This window comes from Soonwooa sp. T0.1_25 (assembly GCF_057652215.1).
Window position 1 is genome coordinate 58,673 of the sequence record NZ_JBYFBZ010000007.1, and the last position, 23,036, is coordinate 81,708.

The 23,036-nt window shown below is 30.3% G+C and carries 23 protein-coding genes, 2 tRNA genes and 1 pseudogene; 11 read left to right on the forward strand and 15 right to left on the reverse strand.

Features of this window, described 5'->3' with window-relative positions:
* Positions 1 to 24: 24 nt before the first annotated feature.
* Both AC23MB_RS10300 and AC23MB_RS10305 read right to left on the reverse strand, forming a co-directional pair.
* Positions 25 to 393: a four helix bundle protein gene (locus AC23MB_RS10300; protein ID WP_487787196.1), complete on the reverse strand. Its 369-nt coding sequence runs from the start codon at positions 391 to 393 to the stop codon at positions 25 to 27.
* Between the two features lie 42 nt (positions 394 to 435).
* A complete protein-coding gene (locus AC23MB_RS10305; RefSeq protein WP_079667693.1) occupies positions 436 to 765 on the reverse strand; it encodes a HesB/IscA family protein in 330 nt (109 codons plus the stop codon).
* Positions 766 to 1,018: 253 nt separating this feature from the next.
* Between AC23MB_RS10305 and AC23MB_RS10310 the strand changes: the two genes are divergently transcribed.
* The gene (locus AC23MB_RS10310; RefSeq protein ID WP_487787197.1) at positions 1,019 to 1,849 is read left to right on the forward strand and encodes a GLPGLI family protein; all 831 of its coding nucleotides are present in this window, start codon (positions 1,019 to 1,021) and stop codon (positions 1,847 to 1,849) included.
* Between the two features lie 184 nt (positions 1,850 to 2,033).
* Positions 2,034 to 2,414: pseudogene (locus AC23MB_RS10315) on the forward strand (transposase); the annotation flags it as partial.
* On the opposite strand, the gene AC23MB_RS10320 reads toward AC23MB_RS10315, so the two are convergent.
* The 4 genes from AC23MB_RS10320 to AC23MB_RS10335 all read right to left on the reverse strand — a co-directional run bounded on the left by AC23MB_RS10320 (position 2,353) and on the right by AC23MB_RS10335 (position 5,529).
* Entirely contained in the window at positions 2,353 to 3,585 is a 1,233-nt protein-coding gene (locus AC23MB_RS10320; protein WP_487787198.1) for a site-specific integrase, read from the reverse strand. The pseudogene AC23MB_RS10315 and the gene AC23MB_RS10320 sit on opposite strands and share 62 nt — an antisense overlap.
* Before the next feature lie 792 nt (positions 3,586 to 4,377).
* A complete protein-coding gene (locus AC23MB_RS10325) occupies positions 4,378 to 4,764 on the reverse strand; it encodes a hypothetical protein (protein WP_487787199.1) in 387 nt (128 codons plus the stop codon).
* Positions 4,765 to 4,784: 20 nt separating this feature from the next.
* Positions 4,785 to 5,219, reverse strand: coding sequence for a hypothetical protein (locus AC23MB_RS10330; RefSeq protein ID WP_409507265.1), 435 nt, complete (start codon positions 5,217 to 5,219; stop codon positions 4,785 to 4,787).
* A complete protein-coding gene (locus tag AC23MB_RS10335; RefSeq protein ID WP_409507264.1) occupies positions 5,203 to 5,529 on the reverse strand; it encodes a hypothetical protein in 327 nt (108 codons plus the stop codon). Before AC23MB_RS10335 ends, AC23MB_RS10330 begins: the two co-directional genes overlap by 17 nt.
* A gap of 166 nt (positions 5,530 to 5,695) precedes the next feature.
* Here AC23MB_RS10335 and AC23MB_RS10340 point away from each other — a divergent pair, with 166 nt between their 5' ends.
* Positions 5,696 to 5,884, forward strand: coding sequence for a helix-turn-helix domain-containing protein (locus AC23MB_RS10340; RefSeq protein WP_487787200.1), 189 nt, complete (start codon positions 5,696 to 5,698; stop codon positions 5,882 to 5,884).
* 207 nt (positions 5,885 to 6,091) lie between these two features.
* Here AC23MB_RS10340 and AC23MB_RS10345 read toward each other — a convergent pair whose 3' ends face one another.
* Positions 6,092 to 6,526, reverse strand: coding sequence for a JAB domain-containing protein (locus tag AC23MB_RS10345; protein WP_487787201.1), 435 nt, complete (start codon positions 6,524 to 6,526; stop codon positions 6,092 to 6,094).
* A gap of 57 nt (positions 6,527 to 6,583) precedes the next feature.
* Entirely contained in the window at positions 6,584 to 6,934 is a 351-nt protein-coding gene (locus tag AC23MB_RS10350) for a hypothetical protein (RefSeq protein WP_409507261.1), read from the reverse strand.
* 241 nt (positions 6,935 to 7,175) lie between these two features.
* Here AC23MB_RS10350 and AC23MB_RS10355 point away from each other — a divergent pair, with 241 nt between their 5' ends.
* From AC23MB_RS10355 to AC23MB_RS10390, 8 genes are all read left to right on the forward strand, one after another.
* Positions 7,176 to 7,802, forward strand: a complete 627-nt coding sequence (locus AC23MB_RS10355) for a hypothetical protein (RefSeq protein WP_487787202.1) — start codon at positions 7,176 to 7,178, stop codon at positions 7,800 to 7,802.
* A gap of 72 nt (positions 7,803 to 7,874) precedes the next feature.
* Positions 7,875 to 9,446 (forward strand): type I restriction-modification system subunit M, encoded by a 1,572-nt coding sequence (locus tag AC23MB_RS10360; protein WP_487787203.1) that lies wholly within the window; start codon positions 7,875 to 7,877, stop codon positions 9,444 to 9,446.
* Between the two features lies 1 nt (position 9,447).
* Positions 9,448 to 10,581 (forward strand): restriction endonuclease subunit S, encoded by a 1,134-nt coding sequence (locus AC23MB_RS10365; RefSeq protein WP_487787204.1) that lies wholly within the window; start codon positions 9,448 to 9,450, stop codon positions 10,579 to 10,581.
* Between the two features lie 13 nt (positions 10,582 to 10,594).
* On the forward strand, positions 10,595 to 11,089 hold the full coding sequence (locus tag AC23MB_RS10370; protein ID WP_487787205.1) for a hypothetical protein: 495 nt from the start codon (positions 10,595 to 10,597) through the stop codon (positions 11,087 to 11,089).
* A 14-nt stretch (positions 11,090 to 11,103) separates the two neighbouring features.
* A complete protein-coding gene (locus AC23MB_RS10375; protein WP_409507256.1) occupies positions 11,104 to 11,613 on the forward strand; it encodes a hypothetical protein in 510 nt (169 codons plus the stop codon).
* Between the two features lies 1 nt (position 11,614).
* A complete protein-coding gene (locus AC23MB_RS10380; RefSeq protein WP_487787206.1) occupies positions 11,615 to 12,148 on the forward strand; it encodes a hypothetical protein in 534 nt (177 codons plus the stop codon).
* A complete protein-coding gene (locus tag AC23MB_RS10385) occupies positions 12,148 to 15,039 on the forward strand; it encodes a type I restriction endonuclease subunit R (protein ID WP_487787207.1) in 2,892 nt (963 codons plus the stop codon). The genes AC23MB_RS10380 and AC23MB_RS10385 overlap by 1 nt, the downstream gene beginning before the upstream one ends.
* Positions 15,040 to 15,050: 11 nt before the next feature.
* Positions 15,051 to 15,488, forward strand: a complete 438-nt coding sequence (locus tag AC23MB_RS10390; protein ID WP_409507253.1) for a lipocalin family protein — start codon at positions 15,051 to 15,053, stop codon at positions 15,486 to 15,488.
* A 71-nt stretch (positions 15,489 to 15,559) separates the two neighbouring features.
* Here the strand turns inward: AC23MB_RS10390 and AC23MB_RS10395 are convergent, their stop codons facing one another.
* The 7 genes from AC23MB_RS10395 to AC23MB_RS10425 form a co-directional block, all read right to left on the reverse strand.
* Entirely contained in the window at positions 15,560 to 16,186 is a 627-nt protein-coding gene (locus AC23MB_RS10395; protein WP_409507252.1) for a hypothetical protein, read from the reverse strand.
* 87 nt (positions 16,187 to 16,273) lie between these two features.
* The gene (locus tag AC23MB_RS10400; RefSeq protein ID WP_409507251.1) at positions 16,274 to 17,380 is read right to left on the reverse strand and encodes a DUF3871 family protein; all 1,107 of its coding nucleotides are present in this window, start codon (positions 17,378 to 17,380) and stop codon (positions 16,274 to 16,276) included.
* Complete coding sequence (locus AC23MB_RS10405; RefSeq protein WP_487787208.1) at positions 17,358 to 18,350, reverse strand: AAA family ATPase; 993 nt, start codon at positions 18,348 to 18,350, stop codon at positions 17,358 to 17,360. The genes AC23MB_RS10400 and AC23MB_RS10405 overlap by 23 nt, the downstream gene beginning before the upstream one ends.
* A gap of 411 nt (positions 18,351 to 18,761) precedes the next feature.
* Entirely contained in the window at positions 18,762 to 21,314 is a 2,553-nt protein-coding gene (locus tag AC23MB_RS10410; RefSeq protein WP_409507249.1) for a DEAD/DEAH box helicase family protein, read from the reverse strand.
* A gap of 52 nt (positions 21,315 to 21,366) precedes the next feature.
* Positions 21,367 to 22,551, reverse strand: a complete 1,185-nt coding sequence (locus tag AC23MB_RS10415; RefSeq protein ID WP_487787209.1) for a site-specific integrase — start codon at positions 22,549 to 22,551, stop codon at positions 21,367 to 21,369.
* Between the two features lie 307 nt (positions 22,552 to 22,858).
* A tRNA-Val gene (locus tag AC23MB_RS10420) sits at positions 22,859 to 22,933 on the reverse strand.
* A 32-nt stretch (positions 22,934 to 22,965) separates the two neighbouring features.
* A tRNA-Val gene (locus AC23MB_RS10425) sits at positions 22,966 to 23,034 on the reverse strand.
* Positions 23,035 to 23,036 lie beyond the last annotated feature (2 nt).

Sequence of the window (23,036 nt, forward strand, 5' to 3'; positions counted from 1 at the left end):
TTAAAAAATTAAATGATTAAAAAATTAGCTCTTCTTTCTGTTATCTGTTTTCGATAAATAATCGATAAACTTTGATAATTGAACCGAAACGGCTTTACAATCATTAATTAAACTTTCTGTTTCCTCACCGTACAACATATTACAGAGATTCAACATATTTCTCACTTCTGCACAACTTCCTTTTGAATATCTCAAAAATCTTATAAGCTGAGCGTTGTTATTGTACTCACTTCCTTCCGCAATGTTATTGGAAATAGAAAGCACGGCTCTTTTTAGTTGATTGCAGAGTTCAAATTCCTTGTTGAATTTTTCTTGATTTAAAAGATCAAATATTTTCTTCGTTAGATCAATAGTTAAAATGTAAACTTTAAATTTTTCAAACTCTCGCGTCATTTTAATTTTTTAATACTTTAATAAATAATCTTTTAATAAAATTTACAAAGAAAAACTCTCGCCGCAGCCGCAAGTTCTTGAGGCATTTGGATTGTTAAATACGAAACCTTTACCATTCAGTCCGCCAGAATATTCTAAAGTTGTCCCGGCAAGATAAAGGATGGATTTTTTCTCTACAACTACTTTTACACCGTTGTCTTCAAAAATTTGATCGGTTTCCCCTTTTTGGTTGTCAAACTTCAAGACGTATTCAAGACCGGAGCAACCTCCACTCTTTACACCTACTCTTATATAATCTGTCTCAGGATTGAAGCCTTCCTCAGTCATTAACTGAGCTGCTTTGGCTTTGGCCTGATCTGAAACTTTTATCATTGTTTTTATTTAGAATGATTTTTTATAGTGCAAAAATACAAACTAATTTCCGCAATCTCAAATCGATAGATTCTATTTTAGTAATTTAAGAATATATTAATGACTTTTAATGAAAGTTTAACTTATTAAATGCTTGAATTATTAGTAAGTATTAAGGTTAATTTTTATTAAACTTTAATTAACATCAGTAGATTTATTTTTTAAAGCAATTTAACTTTTAAAGTCAAAAAAACTCTAAACACTAAATTTGAATATGAAATATATATTAGGAATAATTGGAGTCATCATTTCGCAATTCGCGTTTTCGCAAGCGACAAGATTTGTTTATCAAGCTAGCATGACGCCAGATTCAACAAAAGTTACTGAAAAGAAAATTGAAAAAGTCTATCTACATGTCGATGGACAAAAGTCGGTTTTTTATTCAGAAAATAAAGCAAAACGAGATTCTATCATGGCTAGAATGCGCCAAACTAAAAATTTTGATAGAAGTCAAATACAAGATTTACGCTCGATTATTGATTACATTGTAGAAAAAGATTTAGCAAAACAAAGTCTTAATTTCAAACAACGAATTGCTCGCGACCAATATGTCTATGAAGAGCAAATCCCAAATGCATGGAAAATTTTACCCGAAACTGTAAAAATTGGAAATTACCAAACTCAAAAAGCGGAACAAGATTACGGTGGACGTACTTGGTATGCATGGTTTACAACAGATGTACCTTTACAAGATGGCCCGTACAAATTTGGTGGTTTGCCAGGATTAATTGTAAAGCTAGAAGACAGCAAAGGTGATTATAGTTTTGACTTAATGGAAAGTAAAAAAATTGCTGGCATACAATCACCCGAAAGTCGGGGCCAAGATATTAGCATTAAAAAAGATAAATTTTTGGCTCTGCAAAAGAAATTCCAACAAGATCCTAGCAGTTTTATGAATGCAAATTCTAATCGAATGGGGGGTGGACAACGTGGAAATGCTGGTGGCGGTCAACAACAAGCTCCTAATCCTCAACAAATGCAAGACATGCAAAAGCGAATGCTAGACGACATTAGATCGAGAAATAACCCGATTGAAAAATTATAAAAAAATAGAACCACTTAATTGGTTCTATTTTGGTTTTAAAAGGTAGTATCTCACTAACTGTGTAAGTTGAAAAGTTATTCTGAAAAATTTTCAGCCCTCAACACTCAAAAAAATTTTCGGAAACCTAACGAAGTGGTTCGGCGAAGCCAAATAACTTTTTACTATTTTTAAACATTATACAGTTATGATCGACAAAGGAGAATTATTAAACAGCAAGGATTTCTACAAATCCTTTAAGAATGGAGAAGATTTAACCTCGTTCTTCAAACAAATGCACAAACGGGCGGTAGAGCACATGCTCGAAGCCGAACTGGAGCTCATCTTGACAACGAAAAACACGAAAAAACCAAAGAAGGCAATTACCGCAACGGGCACGGAACCAAGAAGATAAAATCCTCTTTCGGCGAGTCCGAGATCAAAGTTCCCCGTGACCGAGAAGGAAGTTTTGATCCTGCCCTAGTTCCCAAAAGACACAATATTATCCGATGGTTTGGAGAACATCATCATTTCCTTCTATGCCAAAGGAATGAGCGTGAGCGATATAGAGGAACAGATCCGTGAGATTTTAGCTTGCTCATTTGTTCACCTACTTTTTCCTTAACTACTTTAGCATAATGTTCTTGTGTGATACCAATATCAGAATGCCCTAGTAGTTCAGATACAATTTCCATGGGAACATCATTATAGAGTAAGATAGTAGAAGCAAAAGTTTTTCTTCCAGTATGATGAGTTAAGGTTTTATTGATGCCTACAATTTCAGCTATTTCCTTTAAATAAGAATTGAATCTTTGATTACTAATTATTGGTAATAGCTGTTTATCTGTTTTGTATTTATTAATAATAGATTCTGCTTTTGATAATAAAGGAATGTCATAATTCTTTTTAGTCTTTTGCCTGTAGATATGTAGCCACTTATTACCATCATAACCAATGTAGATATCTTCTTCTTTTAAATTACCCATTTCTGAATATGCTAATCCTGTATAACTACAAAATACAAACATATCTGCAACTTGTTGCAATCTTTGAGATGCAAATTTGTGCTTCTCTAATGCTTCTAGCTCTTCTTTAGTTAGGAATATAACTTGTTTCTTGGGTTTCTTGTTCTTGAATAACATGAAAGGATCTTTAGCTAAATAATCTAAACCAACTGCTAGTCTTACAACATGCTTCAATCTTTGGATGGTTTTATGTATGGTATTTTGCATAAACAACTTTTCTGCTTTTAAATAGAACTCAAATTCTGTTATAAAAGCCATGGTTAAATCCTTTAGTAGGAAATCTGCTCTATTGTACTTGTATTTGATAAAGGATTTTACATGTGTTTGTGTTTGACTAAACTTTGCTAGGGAAACTGCAGAAGTTGAAATTCCTATTAGTTTTGCTTGTTTTGCAATATGAAGTTTAAACATTTCCATTAAGGATTTTTCTTCTTTAATGTTTTCACCTTTATAATGGCTGTAGATGTCATTTACATCATATTGTTTTCCTTGGACTTGTAGCAATAAAAAAGCCTGATTAATTTCTTGCTTAATCAGGCTTAGTTGTGTATTGATTTGGTTATTTCCTTTATTAGGAGGAAAAGCTTTTTGTTTAGCAGCATTCCAATAATCTGGATTAATAAATATGCCAGTTGAGAACTCTTTTCTTTGGTTGTCTAAGGTGATTCTACATGTCAAAGGACATAGGTTACTCACATTCATTTTTGATTTTCGGATGTAAAATAGGGTTTTCATTTTTCTAGTATTAATGGGGTTTTGAAATGGGACACCTAGGTTTTTGTGGGACACCTAGAAGAGGATTTTGTGAAGAAATTTTGAATTAAATTTCAGAACTTATACAAAGTGATTTTGTATTAAAATATAGAAAGGCCACCTAGAATAAAATTAGGCCACCTAAAAGTATGCCTTTAATTTCAAAAATTGAGGTTTTTAAAATCTTGTTCCTAAATTTAGAATTTCTGTAAAAGCTTATGAATAGGGAAATATATAAAAATAAAAAATCCCAAATCTTTCGACTTGGGATTTTGTGTGGGTCCTGAGGGATTCTCCTAAATTCTTATTTTTCTTTTATTAATAGGTGTTACAAAGGTTTCCTAAATTAGGGTATGCCTAAAAGGATGCCTTTTCTGAAATATTTTAGTTTGTATAAAACTGCACAAATTCGTATTCTTATATTAGATATTTCCCAATTTGTGCACTTTTTTGCTATTACTTCTATATAAGTTAGGCCTAAATATATCTTATATTTCACAAAATAGCCAAATAATAAAAGTACACTTTTTTAAATTTACAATTGTACTATTTAAAGAGTATTTATAGAGAAATGTAATGCTAGTATTTCTATTAAGAAATCATTATGTAGATATAGGTTTTAATCTAAAACTGTGATAGTCTATAGTTCTTAGATTTCCAGTATAATGAGCTTTGCCAATTTTTAGAGGTTTATTAATTTATGAATGAATGTTATGATGAAAAAACATTATGCTCGGTGCTAATTAAAAAATGAAATATATGGATACTTTAATTTTATGGGTAATATTTTAATATTGAATAATTACTTGAGGAGCCCTTTACTTCTATGAAGCCTAAAAAATTCTTTTCCGAATCTAATATTAATCTAAAGTGTCTAACTCCGTATTTTTTTATTGATGGATTGTTCAGATAATTTGATGATGTTAAATCTGCATCAAAATAGTAGACAAAGTAATTTTTCTCTTGTTCCTTTCTGTTAAACTTTATAGGATAATTGTTTAGACCATTAGTATGACTTAAAATCCCTTCATTTAGATTAAAGTAAATTGTGTTTTCTGACTGATATCTTACTCCATCAATGTTTAAGATTTTAGTATCATAGGTCTGTGCAGTTACCTTTATTCCAATGACAAAAAAAAGAAATAATAATGTTTGTTTCATAATGTAAATTGTTAGGTTTATTACTGTATATTGATAATTTGCATTCTTAAAGTTTCATTCCCACTAAATTTAGAACTTAAAAGAATAAGCATTCCACTATTAGTGATCAAGTTTTTTACAAAAAATTCTTCTTTTGATTTGGAGTTTACATCAATCATATATTGAAAACTTGAACTTGCTAAATCCGGAATGTCTTTGAGGAAAATTAGATTTGAAACTCCTTCTTTGTCAGTAAGTTCAATATCAATATCTCCATTCTGATATACAAACATTTTATTTATATTTCCAAAGTATTGTGTGTTTCTTGGAGTATTTGTTTTTGTATTCATCATTTCTATGTATACTTTTCCAGATGAGTAACTTTTAAATTGTGCTGTAAATTGAACTGTTACAAACATGAATGTAAGTAGAATAATTTTTAGTTTCATATTTTTTAATTTAATTGCAATAATCATTTTCTAATATTTTTACAAGAAACATTCTTTCTCTGTCATCTTCAAATAATGCAGTTTTATCATTTGTGTCTAGCTTTGCTTCATCTATATTGAAATGAGTTTCATCTAGCCAACCTCCATTAGCCCAATAAATTTTTATTATTCTATTGTTATATACTTCAACTGGAAGGGTATAATAACTGTCTTTATCTGTTTTCCAATTGTGCACTTCAATATCTGCACAATATTTTCCATCTTGAATTCCTGAAGACCCACAAGATGACACTAGTGTTAATATAAAGAAGAAAGCAGTTTTGATAATAATTTTCAAGGTTTACTTTTTTTATTTCATTTTTGAGAAAAGATTATGCAAATGTAGTGACACCAATGATGTTTACATTACGGGAAACCATAAAATGATAAAATTTAATATTGGAATATATGGCATTTAGTTAAGAAAACATAATCAACAACTTTTACTTGTCAAATAAGTCAAGTTGGATAAAGCTGAAATTCTTAAACTTGTTGGTAAAAGAATCAAAGAACTGAGAGAATCTAAAGGAATTTCTCAGATTGAACTAGTTGGCAGAATAAATGGAGAAATTGATCCTACCAATATTTCTCGTATTGAATCTGGTAGAATTAATCCTACTGTTTTACATTATTTAGAATTGCAGATGCTCTAAAAATTTCTGCTAAAGACTTAATTGGTATTGAGGATTGATATATCAAAGTTATTTATATTCTTATAGTATTACTTTGCATATTTTTCTAAATGCAACTACTACATCAAAAGAGCTATATTAATAATATCTACACCTTTTTCAATTCAGATTATTATGTAGTTTTATGCTCATTTTTTGCTACGTGCGAGTCTGAGTATTTAAAAAAAATTAAAGTAATCCCTCATCTGCAAAGCTAAAGTATGATTCTTTAGTTACAATAAGATGATCTAATAATTTAATATTCATAATGTCACAGCAAGATTTAAGTTTTGTTGTAATGTCTTTGTCTGCTTTACTAGGATTTGTATTACCACTAGGATGATTGTGAACTAGGATTATTCCTGTTGCTAATGTTTTTAAAGCAATTGATAGTATTAGTCTAGTGTCAACAATACTTCCAGTGATACCACCTTTAGAAAGATGATGTATCCCTAGAACATAATTCCCCTGATTTAATAACACAATCTTAACCTCTTCATGTAGCTCTAAAGTACCTAGATTCCAATGGTTTTTAATAAGGGTGACAGCAGATTGACTATTTGTTATTTTAGCATTGTCAAGAATGCTAGGATAATAATTTATTTGTATTTCTGATACTTTCATTGTTGAAAAAAATAAAGCACATCCATATTTTTGTTATGGATGTGCAGTTAAAATTAGTTAGTTAAAGGCTTGTTCTAAACTCTTTGCAAGTTTAGCTTCATCAGTTTCAACATCTTCTGGAAGATAAATATATCTATGCTCTAGAGAAATAACCTCACCAGTCTCTTTAATAGAGTATTGATAAGGCTCAGTCTTAATTTTAGTAATAGAACCTGGAAACTCAGTACCAATAAGTCCTTTGCATGTAGCTTCATCAAAAGTAGTTGGCACTAAAGCTTTTTTAGCAGTAGCATAATACTGTCCTGAGGTTTTGGACTTTATCATTTCTATACCACCTTGAACTTCTAGAACATAAAATTCTGTTCCATCTTCTTTTTGTCTTGTTTTGTAGTTGATAATTCTTACCATTGTTTTAAAGTTTTTGAGTTAGATAATGGTCTTTTACTACAGACAACCCTGAAATTCAGGCTTGAGAATCTAGAAAAGATAATCTTGCATGAAAATATTTTTGTTGTAGCAAAAGAACAGGGGGGATCCCTGATGTCAAGAATAGGTGGGGGTAGTTAATATAGGGGAGTTTGCGTAAGTAATGAGGAAGCTGAAAAATTTTTTTAAAAATTTTTCTTAATATAGCTTGCTAAAAAAAAACATGTCAAAACTCTACTTGTTATTAATTGTTCTTCTGCTTTTTTCTTGCAAGAAGGAATATTCAGAATCCAGTTCCAGTTCCCAATCATTTAGTAGTTATGTTGAAAGTGAAGAAGTTGATCCTGAAGAGATGGAAATTTCTTCGTGGGAAGATGCAGAAAAATATAATGAATTGACTGGTGATTATCCTGACGGAATATATTGTGCTGAAGTACAATACTATAATCCCAACACTGGTACAAGAAGTAATTATGACCTAAATGTTGAGGTAGAAAATGGAGATTTAACTGTAATACATTGGCCAAATAGTGGGTGGCTTGATAGCTCTCATTTTTATCCTAGTAGTATTTCTACAGGAGAAATGTCATTTACTTCTGATAAAGGTTATAGATATACTGTAACACTTACAGATTATGGAGGAAATTGTTACACAACATCTGGAATTAGAATTAGAAGTGATCTTGAAGAAGATGAAAAAGCAGTTACTTGTCCTAGATGTGGTGATAGTAAATCTACATATGATGAATATTGCTATTCATGCACAAGGAAAATTAGACAAGAAAAGGAAGAGGAAGAAGCAAAAGCAAGAGAGGAAGAAGAAAGGAGAAGAGAGGATGAAGAATATTAAGTATTTTCTTAAATTCTTGTAGCTGTTAAAACTAAAAGTTATTTTTATAGTTTTTTACCATAAGATTAACCAATGTCAGAAGAACATAAGAAACAGCTAGAACAACAACTTTGGAATATTGCCAATGAATTAAGAGGCAAGATGCATGCAGATGAATTTAGAGATTATATTCTAGGATTTATCTTCTATAAATATTTATCTGAAAAGATGAATATTTTTGCCAATAAGATTCTTAAAGAAGATAACATAAAATATTCTTCAATAGATGAAGAAAAAGAAAATGGTAAAGAATACTTAGAAGCTATTAGAGAAGAAGCTTTAGAAAATTTAGGATATTTCTTAAAACCTTCTGAACTTTTTACAGCTATTACAAAGAAAGGTAACTCTGAAACTCTAGAGAATACCTTTATTATTGAAGATGTACAAAAAATACTCATCAATATTCAGCTATCAACAATGGGTACAGAGTCTGAGGAAGATTTTGATAACCTGTTTGAAGATATGGATCTTAATAATACCAAACTTGGTAAAACTCCTGCACAAAGAAATGAGCTTATTGCCAGAGTATTATTCCATTTAGATAAGATAGATTTTCAATTAGAAGATACAGAATTAGATGTATTAGGAGATGCCTATGAATATCTTATTGCACAATTTGCTAGTGGTGCTGGTAAAAAAGCAGGTGAGTTTTATACTCCTCAGCAAGTGAGTAAAGTACTTGCAAAAATAGTAACTGTTAATAAAGACAAACTAAAATCTGTCTATGATCCTACTTGTGGTAGTGGATCTTTACTACTAAGAGTTGCTAAAGAAGTAAAACAAAATGTAGGTGATTTCTATGGTCAGGAAATGAACAGAACCACTTACAACTTAGCTAGAATGAACATGATTTTGCATGATGTTCATTTTAGAAAATTTGATATCAAACAAGAAGATACTTTAGAACACCCACAACATATAGGACAAGAGTTTGAGGCTATTGTAGCCAATCCTCCTTTTTCTGCAAAGTGGTCTGCAAATGCTTTATTTACAACGGATGAAAGATTTGCACCTTATGGAAGATTAGCTCCTTCTTCTAAAGCAGATTTTGCTTTTGTACAGCATATGTTATATCATCTAGCTGAAAATGGAACTATAGCAGTAGTTTTACCACATGGTGTTTTGTTTAGAGGTGCTGCAGAAGGACATATCAGACAATTTATTATTGAAAACAGAAACTACCTAGATGCTGTTATTGGCTTACCAGAAAACCTTTTTTATGGTACTTCTATCCCAACCTGTATTTTGGTACTTAAAAAATGTAGAGAAACTCCTGAGTCTATTCTATTTATAGATGCAAGTAATGATTTTGAAAAGGTAAAAACCCAAAATAATCTAAGAGAAGAAGATATAGAGAAAATCTTTAGTACTTATAAAGATAGAACTGAACTAGAGAAGTATTCTAGAAATGTACCTATTTCTGAAATTGTAGAGAATGACTATAATCTTAATATCCCTAGATATATAGATACATTTGAAATTGAGGAAGAAATAGACATTAACAAGATAGCTTTAGAGCTAAATGAGTTAGAAAAAGAAATGCAAGTTGCAGATTCTGATATTGCTAGTTTCTGTGCTGAATTAGGAATCCAAAAACCTTTTTAAGATGAATACCCCCAAATTAAGGTTTAAAGAATTTTCTGAGGAATGGTTTTCAACTGATATTGGCTCATCTTGTATAGTGAATCCAAATACAGGTGAGATCCCTAAAGAATTTTATTACATTGATTTAGAAAGTGTAAATAAGGGAGTCTTCTCAAGAAAAGACAAAATTAAATCATTTGAAGCTCCAAGTAGAGCTCAAAGAAATCTGAAAAATCATGACATACTTTTCCAGACTGTAAGGCCATATCAGCAAAATAATTATTTTTTTTCTCTAACAGATGACTTATATGTTGCTTCAACAGGTTATGCTCAAATTAGAACAGATCAAAATTCAAAATTTATATTTTATCAACTACATAATCAAAAGGTTTTAGATGAAATTTTAAGTAAATGTGAAGGGGGAAACTATCCTGCTATCAATTCAACAAATCTTAAAAACATTTTAATTTATCTTCCCTCTCTTCCAGAGCAAGAAAAGATAGCTTCATTTTTTACAGTAGTAGATAAAAAGCTCACCTTACTAAAAGAGAAAAAAGAAAAGCTAGAAACCTACAAAAAAGGAGTTATGCAACAGATTTTCTCCCAAAAACTAAGATTTAAAGATGACCAAGGTAATTCTTTCCCAGAGTGGGAAGAGAAAACTTTGGGGGAAATTGTAAGTGTTACAACAGGAAGATTAGATGCTAATGCTATGGTTGAAAATGGAAAATATAGATTTTATACTTGTGCTAAAGATTTCTACTTTATTGATAAATATGCTTTTGATATGGAAGCTTTACTAATATCTGGAAATGGTGCAAATGTTGGTTATATTCATCATTATCAAGGTAAATTCAATGCCTATCAAAGAACATATGTTCTAGGAGAGTTTATTAATATTTCAGTAAAATATTTGAAGTATTTTCTAGAAAGAAATTTATCAGTTAGGATAAATAAAGAAAAAAAAGCAGGAAATACTCCATATATAGTTTTAGGTACACTAACTGAGATGATAATTATTTTGCCAACTTTAAAAGAACAAGAAAAAATAGCTCAATTTTTAAAAGCTTTAGATGATAAAATAGAACTGATAAGCCAACAAATAACTAAAACAGAACTTTGGAAGAAAGGCTTATTACAACAGATGTTTGTGTAAACTAAATAAAATAATGAAGAAGATTATATCACTATTTTTAGCATTTTTAAGCATTAGTTTAAATGCACAAATATTAACAATGGATGAGGTGAAGTTGTTAAATGACAAAACTCTAGTTGAGATAGAAGAGTATTTAACTAGTAAAAATTATGTATTAGCGGACAATAGTAAAGATGCATTAGGATTTAATAATGTATCTTTCAGATACAACCCAGACAATAGGATTAGTACAACATCAGAAGTTTCATATTCTTATAAAGGTAACAAAAGCTATATTACAATTTCTACATATAATCCTAGTATTTACTCAGAATATTTTAAAAAAATTAAAAGCTATAATACCCAGTTAAGCCATTCCGAAAATAACAATGAAGAAATCATAAAAGTGTATGTTAATGATACAACCACTTTCAAAATATATCTTGGTGTTAAGAACATAAAGGGAAAAAAGCTTAGTTATTATGATATAGATGTTACGTCTAAAGAGATGGCTAATTTGCTAGAGTAAAAAAATATACAACCATGGAAGATTTAAAAATTGAAAAAGAAAAATTTTTAAAATGGCAGTTTTTCATATTAACTATTTCTGCTAGCTTTAGTAGAGGTAATATATACAAAGAAGGTGTTAAAGAAGAACAAAAATTAAACTTTAAGAAAACTTTATTTTTTGCCTTAAATGGTATAGCTGAATCTAAATATGCTTTTGAAAGTGCTGAAAATCTAATTAGCAGCATGAGAAAAATTCAGCATCAAAGCATGAATTATGAACACATACTGCAAGGAGGTAAACTCAGGTTTGGAACTTGTCAAAAATTAGTTAATTTGTATTTGAAGTATTTGTGGTGTGCTAACATAATAGAATACACACCACTTCATTTTCCTTTGGATAGATTAATACAAAAAGGAGTCAATAAAGTTAATTGGACTAAATTAGATGATTCATTTGAGTATTTTCAAAAAGTAAATGAAATCCATCCTCAACAAGGTAAAGCAGAATGGGAATTAAAAGAATACAACAAACAATTTTATTAGTATGAAGAAATTATTATTTTTTATTGCAATCATGTGTTGTGTTGCAACCTACGCACAAAATCTTACTTTAAATGAGTTGATATCACTAAGAAAAATGGATATTGAGCAAGTAGAAGACTTCTTAACTAAAAAAGGTTGGAAATTCAAAGATGTAACAACTCCAGAAGAAGGATCTCTTGGAATGCTGTCTTTTGTATATAATTCTAATTCTGATTTTGACTATGCTGAAAGTTTCTTAAGATACTATTTTGGTGAATATGGTCAAGAAAATAGGATTTGGATTCAGATATCTAAACAATCTAAATATTCAGAATATTTACAAGGAGTGAAAAAATTTGGAAAAGGACCATATACAATGGCAGATAATGGAAATTTGAAGAAGATTTATTCTGGTGCTACAACAGCTTTTGAATTTACTACAACAACAGCAAGTAATAAGTATGGAGATACTGGCTCTGTATGGTATTTATTAATTGTTGAAAACTCCGATTATGTGAACAATCTTATTAATGTAGCAGAAGAGGAGGAAGAATAATGGCAATACAATCAGAACTAGCATTAGAGCAACAATTAATTGAACTATTACAAAAAATGGGTTATTCATCTGTATCTATTCCAGATGAAAAATCTTTAATAAAAAACTTAAAAGGCCAATTAGAAAAGCATAATAAAATCAGTTTTTCAGATGCTGAATTTGACAAGGTTCTTAATATTCTTAACAAAGGATCTGTATTTGAGAAAGCTAAAACACTACGTGAAAAACAACATATTATAAGGGATAACGGAGATAACCTATACTTTGAATTCATTAATACAGAATTTTGGTGTCAAAATGAATTTCAAGTTACAAACCAAGTAACTATAGAAGGTAACTACAAAAATAGATATGATGTAACTATTCTTATTAATGGGCTTCCACTATGTCAAATTGAGTTAAAAAGAAGAGGGCTGGAGCTGAAAGAGGCTTTTAATCAGGTTAATAGATATCATAGACACTCTTATGGTTCAAACTCAGCTTTATTTCAATATGTACAAATTTTTGTAATTAGTAATGGTGTAAATACGAAGTATTATACAAACAATAGAAAGCAATCTTTCAAACAGACTTTTTATTGGACAGATAGAGCTAATAAGAGGCTTAACAATATTCTTAATGGTTTTACCTCAGACTTTTTAGAGCCTTGCCATCTTTCTAAAATGATTTGCAAATATGTGGTTCTAAATGAAACACATAAGGTGTTGATGGTTCTTAGACCATACCAGTTTTATGCTGTAGAGTCTATTGTTCAGCTTGTTAAGGAAACTAACAAAAATGGTTATGTCTGGCATACTACAGGAAGTGGCAAAACATTAACCTCTTTTAAAGCAAGTCAATTATTGACAAATATACCAGAGGTAAAAAAGGTTGTTTTTGTAGTAGATAGAAAAGATCTTGATTATCAAACTACAAAAGAATTTAATAGTTTTAGTAAAGGTAGCGTTGATGGAACAGATAATACAAATGCTTTAGTAAAGCAGTTTGAAGATGATACCAAATTAATAGTAACCACTATACAAAAGCTTAATACAGCAATATCCAAAAGTCACTATTCAAAAAAAATGCAACAACTTCAAGATGAAAAGATGGTGTTTATTTTTGATGAATGTCATAGATCTCAATTTGGAGAAACCCACAATAAGATTACTTCATTCTTTAGCAATATTCAGATGTTTGGCTTTACGGGGACTCCAATTTTTGCTGACAATGCATCTAAAAATGCTTATGGAAAGAGGACTACTAAAGATTTGTTTGGAGATTGTATTCACAAGTATGTAATAACAGATGCTATTAAAGATGAAAATGTGTTGAAATTTTCTGTTGAATATGTAGGGAGATTTAAGCAAAAAGAAGAATCTGCTACAGCTATTGATATTGAAGTTGAGAATATTGATACAAGAGAGGTAATGGAGTCTGATATAAGGATTGAAAAAATTGTGGACTACATCATATCAAACCATAATAGAAAGACTTATAATAGAGATTTTTCAGCAATGCTTTGTGTCAGCAGTGTTAATGTTCTAACTAAGTATTATGATTTGTTCCAACAGAAGAAACAAAATGGAGAGCATGACCTAAATATTGCTACAATATTTAGTTATGGTACAAATGAAGATGATTATGATGCTAATGGACTATATGATGATTGGGAGAATCTAGCAGAAGTTGCTGATACAAAAGCTTCATATATTTCATTAAATCAACATAGTAGGGATAAGTTAGAAAGCTATATAGCTGATTATAATGGAATGTTTGGAACACAATTCAGTACGAAAGAAACTGAAAACTTTTACAATTACTATAATGATTTATCCAAGAAGCTAAAAGATAGAGAGAAAGATCCTGAAAATCCTAACAATAGAATAGATATATTGCTTGTAGTCAATATGTTTATGACAGGTTTTGATGCTAAAAAAGTTAATACATTATATGTAGATAAAAACCTTAAACATCATGGTTTAATACAATCCTATTCTCGGACTAATAGAATTTTAAATGAAAGAAAAGCTCAAGGAAATATAGTTGTTTTTAGAAACTTAAAAAAGGCTACAGATGATGCCATTACACTATTTAGTAACAAAGAAGCTATAGAAGAAATCATTATACAACCTTACGAAAACTATATAAAGAAATTTAATCTGCAATATGATGAGCTTAATTCTATTGTAGGATCTATTGATGAGGTAGATGAACTTTACACAGAGGAGGATGAATTGAAATTTATTCAAGCTTTTAGGGAGCTGATGAGAACTAGAAATGTTTTAATCACATTTACTGACTTTGATTGGAGTGACTTACAAATGTCTGAGCAAGATTTTGAAGACTTTAAAAGCAAATATCTTGATCTCTATGACAAGGTGAAAAGTAATGAAACAAAGGAGAAATTATCAATTCTAGATGATATAGATTTCGAGGTAGAATTAATTCACAAGGATGAAATTAATGTAACATATATTGTTCAGCTGCTTATTAAGATGAAATCTGAAAAAGCAAGCAAGAGAGAAGCTACCAAAAATACTATTCTTAATCTTATAGGTTCAGAAGTCAATTTAAGAAGTAAAAAAGAGCTTATAGAAAAATTTATTAATGAAAATCTACTTCATATTTCTGATGAAAGTGATGTAACAGAAGAGTTTGAAAAATTTTGGGAGAGAGAACAGAAACAAGCTTTTGATAAGATTATTGATGCTGAAGAATTATCTCCTTTAGAAACTCAAAAAATAATTGAACAATATATGTTCTCAGACAAAGAACCTTTAAGGGATGAGGTCTTGGGATTAATAGTAGGACCAAAACCAACATTGTTACAAAGAAAGCCTCGAAGTGAAAAGATTCTAAGTAAAATAAATGGTTTTATTAATACATTTGTAAAAGGTTACAATATTTAAAAAAATAAATTATGAAGAAATTGTTATTTTTGGCTGTTTTATCAATCATTTCATGTAGAGATGATAATGACGGGTCATCCAGTGAAGTAGTAGGAAAATGGTATGTTAAAGAGTCTGGAATTATTAGTGGTAAAGATGGATCTAAGCTACAATGGGATGAGTTTAGTATGTGCGAAAGAAAGACAAGTATTGAGTTCACTAATGATGGGAGAATCATTCAAAAGGTTTTTACAGAAAAAGCTAATGGTGATTGTGTAGAAGAGCCTGTGGAAAATGGGAGCTACACCTATGATTCAAATACAAAAGTTCTGTCTGGGAAAATTGGAAGTGATAACTTCACAAGAGAGGTAGAAAAAGCTACAAAAAGTGAGCTAAACTTTATTCTTTTTAAATATGACAAGGACAATGATGGACATTTAGATAAGTATATGCAGAATTATGTAAGATAAAAAAACAACCTCAAAAAGAGGTTGTTTTTAGATATATTTAGAAAGCTTTTTCTTAAATTTTGAAGGCTTTTCTACTTGTTAAACCATTTGTGTAATCTTCTCTTTGTTCTATCAAAAGCTGTTTGTTCCCAGATGACTTCAAAACCATTCCAAAAAACTCTAATTTGATTTCCCATATCTCTATAGAATACAAATTTTAAATCTTTATGTTGAACATATACATTGTTAACATTAGAAGATTCTGAGAGATATTTATTATTAGATTCACGAACTTTTTCAAGTCTTTCCAATACACTTTGAGCCTCTGCTAAAGGTAAGTATCTAAAAGCATAAGCATTTCCAAGGTTTCCATTTGGGTCTCTATTTTCTCCAAAAAATGCTAGAAGTAAACCTCTCTCATTAACTTCATCACAATTGAATGCAACTGAAATAAGACCACCACTGTCATCAGAAGCTAAACTTTCTGTTTCAAACTTTATTTCTCTATCTCCTGCATCTCCAATGATTTGGTTAATAATATATTCTTTAGATCTAAATTGAGAAATTTGTTTAGCCATTTCCTTCTTTTGCATATTGGCTGTAAGAAAGGTAAGTGCTGTTGCAGCAACAACTGCACCTGCAATAGCTGCATCATTATTTCTTTGTGCATTAGTAAGTAGCGATACACTTAATAAAAGTGCCAGTAGTGCTTTTTTCATAGTATTTATTTGTAGACAAATTTAACAATTTTTATGAAATATTATTAAAAAATTAGAAACCACCCCACAAAAGTGAGGTGGCTCTAATTAACTCAAAAACCAATGATAATTACTATCACCATTGAGAGTTTTTTGAAGTCCTTTGGTTACTTCAAAGGCATTCAAATTCCTATCTAAGAAAGTGTCTATATAAGAGGATTTATTAGCTTGGGTAAAGAGATTAAATACATTCCATAAGTTGATCTCACCATCTTCCTGTCTAGAGAAATTTTGGTCTTCATAATAATCCTTTGCCATGGTATTAATATGGCTATCATTAAAATTAAGCTGAGGTATCTCCAATTTTTCTTTTTTAGGAAGGTGCTGATATAGTCTACTTCTACCAATTAATTGTGCAAATTGATGTTCTGAAAGATAATCTTGTGTTAATTCCTTCATTTCCATTAGATGCAACTCTGCATTATAATTGGAAATTGTATCTAGAATTTTAGAATATAGTTCCTGTGGGCTAGTAGCTTTAAGGTCAGCTAGAAAACCATCTGTTGAAATGCACATATTCATACATACCTTATTCTGAAACCCAATAAAAAACTTAAACTTTTCCATGGACTTTTTATTGTAAAGGTTCTCTAGATTATAACTCCTTACACCTCCTAAGGTTAAGGATAGCTCATTTCCATTGATAGTATCTCTAATGCTTGGGATCTGAAATATAAAAGCCATTCTTTCATAATAAATGGTCTTTTGATTTTCTAGAAGGTCTTTTGCATTTAGATGTATCGCATCGGGAGTTCTACCTTTTATTTGGTGTGATACTCTGATTTCAGGTTGTGATATGACATGTCTAGAAAAGGACTTTTGTGTAGCTTCTAAAACAACATCAATAAACTCTTGATGTGCTATAGTTTTTTCATTGTCCTTACTAAATACTGGGATAATGCAATCATTCCTTAGATGTTCTAGTTCAACTTCCATAGTGTTAGCTACAATAAAGGGTTTATGCTCAGCAGAATCTTTTAGTTTATTCTCCTTTTCCTGCATAAAAGAAGCCTGTACATTGTTTTCTGTAACAGGCTTCTCTTGGATTTTCTCTAGGTATAGAGTGTCTTCATTTATGTCATCAAGAAATGCATCTCGCAGTGGCTTTAGATGATTAGTATTGTTAATTGTGTTACTGAATTCTGTTGTTTCCATTTCTTGAAAGATTATTTTGGTTAATAAGTAGTGATTTTTTTGCTTCGAAATCTAGTCTTAGACTTCCTTGAAATTGAGGAAAAGCTTTATAAAGAGCATACAATTCTTGAACACTGCAACATTTCTGCATTGCTTCATATACTTCTTCCTCGGAAGTATCTCCTAGGTTTTGATTTGGGATAAAGCTATCTTGTTTAGTAGTGTTAAAAGCCTCCATAGGCTCTATTCTAGGAATCTTGCTAGCTTTTTCTAATCTAGAGTAATTGGAGTTAGTTAATGGAGTTGATTTATCAGAAATAGTTCCTGAATTACACCATTTTAAAATTTCTTCACCAGTTTTTTCAGTAATTTTAAATTCAGGTTTTCCCATAAATAAACCTGTTCTGTCTTTACTAGCTACTGCAAAATGTTTGATATCAATATCAAAGACCAGAGTAAATTCATAATCTAATCCATCTCTTTGTACTGATTTTAAACCCACTTTCTCAGGCACAAACTTACCATCTTTTTGATTTAGAACATAATCTTGTTTAGTGCGCATTGTTGCTATAACATGTGCTTTGCATTGTAGAATTTTGTCAATGAAGAGCTTTTCCAAAGGTTTAATTTTAGCCCAATTGCTAAAGCTATTTCCTGCCAGAGAACTATGGTAATCCAGTAAGTAGTCCCAACAATGCGAGATACTATCAAGAATAATTACTTCCATGCCAGCTTCTTCACAAATATTGATTGCATCAACATATTGCTGAGGTGTGAAAGGTGGTTTTAAAGAAAGAACATTGTAAGTTCCTAAATGTGCATATAAATCAGCACTTCCATTTTCTGTGTCTATAATAGCAACTTTGGAGAAGTCACCATTTGTCATTCCTTTTGCTAGGATTAGGGAGGAGTAGGTTTTTCCAGATCCTGAACTTCCTTGTAAAGCCATTTTGATTCTGGCTTGTTTTCTTTCAGATTGTCTTAATTGCATAGTTAAAAAATTTAAAAATAATTATAGAAAAAACTCATTTTGGCTATTAGCTACAAAGTGCTATTTATAAGGCTAAATACTTGATATTGTGCTGGAAATTTTGTAACTTTGTGTACCAAAAGTTTTGGAACAAAAACTTACAACAGAGTTGTCCTCCTCTGAATTCGTGCGTTGTTAAATCATAGATTTTTAAGATGGGGGAGATTAAAAAGAACCCCCTATTTGTTTAGAGAAAAGTTTGATCAGTACTCTAGGTTCAAAAAGCTATTAAAAGTATTTCAGAATAAAATTAAAACCCTTTCATATTTTAATGAAAGGGTTTTTAGTTGTTAGGTGACCTTTTTTTATATTTTTTTTTTAAAACTGCACAAAATTTAGGAGTATATATAATAAAATAAATTTTGTGCAGTTTTATTCTAAATTATAAGCTTCTAATATATTAAAGTGGTAGTCTCTTTCAGGGTGATTATCATATTCTAATTCTGCTATCTCTGCAGAAAAAATTAGATTTGCAATATTCTTGGTTGTAGAGAGGTTGATTGCTTCAATATTAGGGAACACCTGATTGTTAGGTGTTGTTCCAATTGTAATTCTTGGAGTAGTATTACGGATTTCATATGTAAAAAAGTCCTCTATTAGTATTTTATAGAAGGAGTTGACCTTTTTTTCAAATGATCCATTTAGCCTAGTTGAAATTGTATTGATTCCATTTGATAATAACTGATCTTTTCTGGTAAAGTAATCTATAATATTTTCAAATTTAGATATTTCCGATCTATCAATAAAGTTTGTAAATGGTTTACATGGCAAGTAAGAATATGTATTTTGACCTTTTGTATGTTGTGCTATTTTAGCAACCATTTTATCCCTAAAGTAACTTAAGTCTTTAAAAATATTTATTCTTTCTAGGAATTCTTCTGGATAATTTATGTTGGGATTTGCTTCAAAAGTACTTGCAATAGCTATACAATCTCTAAAGTATTGTCCTCTAGTATATTCTCTATCTTCATTTCTATTTGCATAATCAGCTGTATAATAGTAATCTCTTCCATAGCTCTTGAATGCACCAAACCTAATAAGCTGTTGTTCAAATAATGAGTTTTTGCCTTTTGTTACAGTCTCATAATCATGAGTATCTTTTTTCTTTAGCTTTATTTCAAACTCACTAAAAAGTCTATTTCTAAAGTTTTCAAAATTCATGTAGAAATTCATATCAATACAATGCCAAGGATTAAATGCATCTGTAAAATACTCTTCATAGTATTTGTTTAGTTGTTTCTGAATCTTTCCTTCTTCAAAAAATAGAGTACTTTTATAAGTAAAGCCTTCAAGGTGACAGTTTACAAATTGATCTGCTATTGCGCAATAGGTCACATATGCAGATAGGTCACTTCCAAAAAAATCATATGTTGAAGCAAGATATTTTTCTCCTTCATTAAGTTGAAAGTTTTTATATGGTGGGAAATCTAATCTTGCTAAATCTGCTCTTTCAGTAGCTTTACTTAAAGTAATACCATTAGCTACATTGCCATAAAGTTCATTTACATAAAAAGATTCAATCAGTGTTCTTTGTTGTCTAAGATCAAAATATTTGACTTTATCTTCTTCTTTTAGATTAGAGTCATGATGTTTCACTTTATTGTAAAATTCAATAAATGTTTCTTCCTGCTTTGGACTCATATCTTTTAGAGTCTTATAATCAAACTCTTTTGGTCTAGGAGAAATGATGTGTATTTCTCCAGGTTTTCTTTGTCTTGCAATAGCTTGTATAATAGAAGTAATACCACTAGAAAAAATTCCATAGTGATTTTTGAATTGCCCTTGTGTGCTCCTAGGAGGTAAGATAATGACAAAAGCATGGTTTTCTTTTGTGATACTTACACCAGATTTAAAATTGGTTCCTATGTTGCATTGTGCGTTGTCAAATCTATTTTTGGGTACTTCATTTATAGGTCTTTGATTACTTATATTTTCTGAGGTGCAGTCATTTATCTTACCAAATTTCTTTTCAAGCTTTCCTCCAATATTTTTATCAGAAATAAGAGATTTAGCTAAAGTTTTGGAATAGCAGAGAATATCAATGTTCTTCCCCTTTTTTAGTAATTCTGCTGTCAAGTTTTGTATTTCTGGAGTATCATTGGTAAATCTATAAGATGAACTATAGTGAATAAATAATTTACTCTGATTTTCTCTTCTTTTTATCCTAGGAAATTCAATAATGTGCACTTGTTTATCAGTCAACTCTGCTAGATATTCTATTACTATGTAAGAAGATTCTGTAAAAGTTGCACTGATAATAAAGTTCTTGTGAATAACATTCTTCCATTTCCATAAATTAAAGACATATTCCTCCTTGAAGTTTTGTATTGAATCATGAATTTCATCATATATAAATACAACCTTTCTCCCCTTTTTTTCACAATCCTCAATTAAAGAATCTAAATATTCTCTTTTCACCCTAGAGTTTTTGTAGCTGTCTTCTCCAGCATTTCCAAGTAGGGTATTGATTGTAACAACTTGAATCTTTTTATCTATATAAGAAGTTTGATTTCTTCCTAAGTTGCTATAATTGTAAATCTGTTCAGTAGGTATTTTACCATCATTATGTATGTCAGTTACGTATTGCTCAACTAAACTTACAAATGGAGTAGCTACAACTATAAGATAATCTTGTTCTTTAGAATCATAGAATCTTTTAATGGTTTGAATTATAGCATAAGATTTACCATTTCCTACAGGGGCATTTATAACTGTAGTGTTTTTTTCCTTTAGATCTATTAATGGTTGTAGATCCTCATTAATGTATTCACTTGTACCTGTTTCAAAGGTACTTTTCTTTACATTAAAACCATTGGGGTTTTTAGTTTTTCCAAATTTTGTCTTTTCAAATCCACTAATGTTTTTACTATTAATTTTTTTGAATTCAATGGGAAACTCATTGAATAATCTGTTAGGTAACTCCATAATTTATATAACTGCTTTGTAAAAATAATACAAAGCAGTTAAAATGCAGTATTTATAGGATAGAATTTAGCTTGCTCATTTGTTCACCTACTTTTTCCTTAACTACTTTAGCATAATGTTCTTGTGTGATACCAATATCAGAATGCCCTAGTAGTTCAGATACAATTTCCATGGGAACATCATTATAGAGTAAGATAGTAGAAGCAAAAGTTTTTCTTCCAGTATGATGAGTTAAGGTTTTATTGATGCCTACAATTTCAGCTATTTCCTTTAAATAAGAATTGAATCTTTGATTACTAATTATTGGTAATAGCTGTTTATCTGTTTTGTATTTATTAATAATAGATTCTGCTTTTGATAATAAAGGAATGTCATAATTCCTTTTAGTCTTTTGCCTGTAGATATGTAGCCACTTATTACCATCATAACCAATGTAGATATCTTCTTCTTTTAAATTAGCCATTTCTGAATATGCTAATCCTGTATAACTACAAAATACAAACATATCTGCAACTTGTTGCAATCTTTGAGATGCAAATTTGTGCTTCTCTAATGCTTCTAGCTCTTCTTTAGTTAGGAATATAACTTGTTTCTTGGGTTTCTTGTTCTTGAATAACATGAAAGGATCTTTAGCTAAATAATCTAAACCAACTGCTAGTCTTACAACATGCTTAAATCTTTGGATGGTTTTATGTATAGTATTTTGCATAAACAACTTTTCTGCTTTTAAATAGAACTCAAATTCTGTTATAAAAGCCATGGTTAAATCCTTTAGTAGGAAATCTGCTCTATTGTACTTGTATTTGATAAAGGATTTTACATGTGATTGTGTTTGATTAAACTTAGCTAGGGAAACTGCAGAAGTTGAAATTCCTATTAGTTTTTCTTGTTTTGCAATATGAAGTTTAAACATTTCCATTAAGGATTTTTCTTCTTTAATATTTTCACCTTTATAATGGCTGTAGATGTCATTTACATCATATTGTTTTCCTTGGACTTGTAGCAATAAAAAAGCCTGATTAATTTCTTGCTTAATCAGGCTTAGTTGTGTATTGATTTGGTTATTTCCTTTATTAGGAGGATAAGCTTTTTGTTTAGCAGCATTCCAATAATCTGGATTAATAAATATGCCAGTTGAGAACTCTTTTCTTTGGTTGTCTAAGGTGATTCTACATGTCAAAGGACATAGGTTACTCACATTCATTTTTGATTTTCGGATGTAAAATAAGGTTTTCATTTTTCTAGTATTAATGGGGTTTTGGAATGGGACACCTAGGTTTTTGTGGGACACCTGATGGGACACCTAGAAGAGGATTTTGTGAAGAAATTTTGAATTAAATTTCAGAAGTTATACAAAGTGATTTTGTATTAAAATATAGAAAGGCCACCTAGAATAAAATTAGGCCACCTAAAAGTATGCCTTTAATTTCAAAAATTGAGGTTTTTAAAATCTTGTTCCTAAATTTAGAATTTCTGTAAAAGCTTATGAATAGGGAAATATATAAAAATAAAAAATCCCAAATCTTTCGACTTGGGATTTTGTGTGGGTCCTGAGGGATTCGAACCCCCGACCCTCTCGGTGTAAACGAGATGCTCTGAACCAACTGAGCTAAGAACCCGAATTTTTTTGAAAGGTTTCGTTTCCTTTGTGTGGGTCCTGAGGGATTCGAACCCCCGACCCTCTCGGTGTAAACGAGATGCTCTGAACCAACTGAGCTAAGA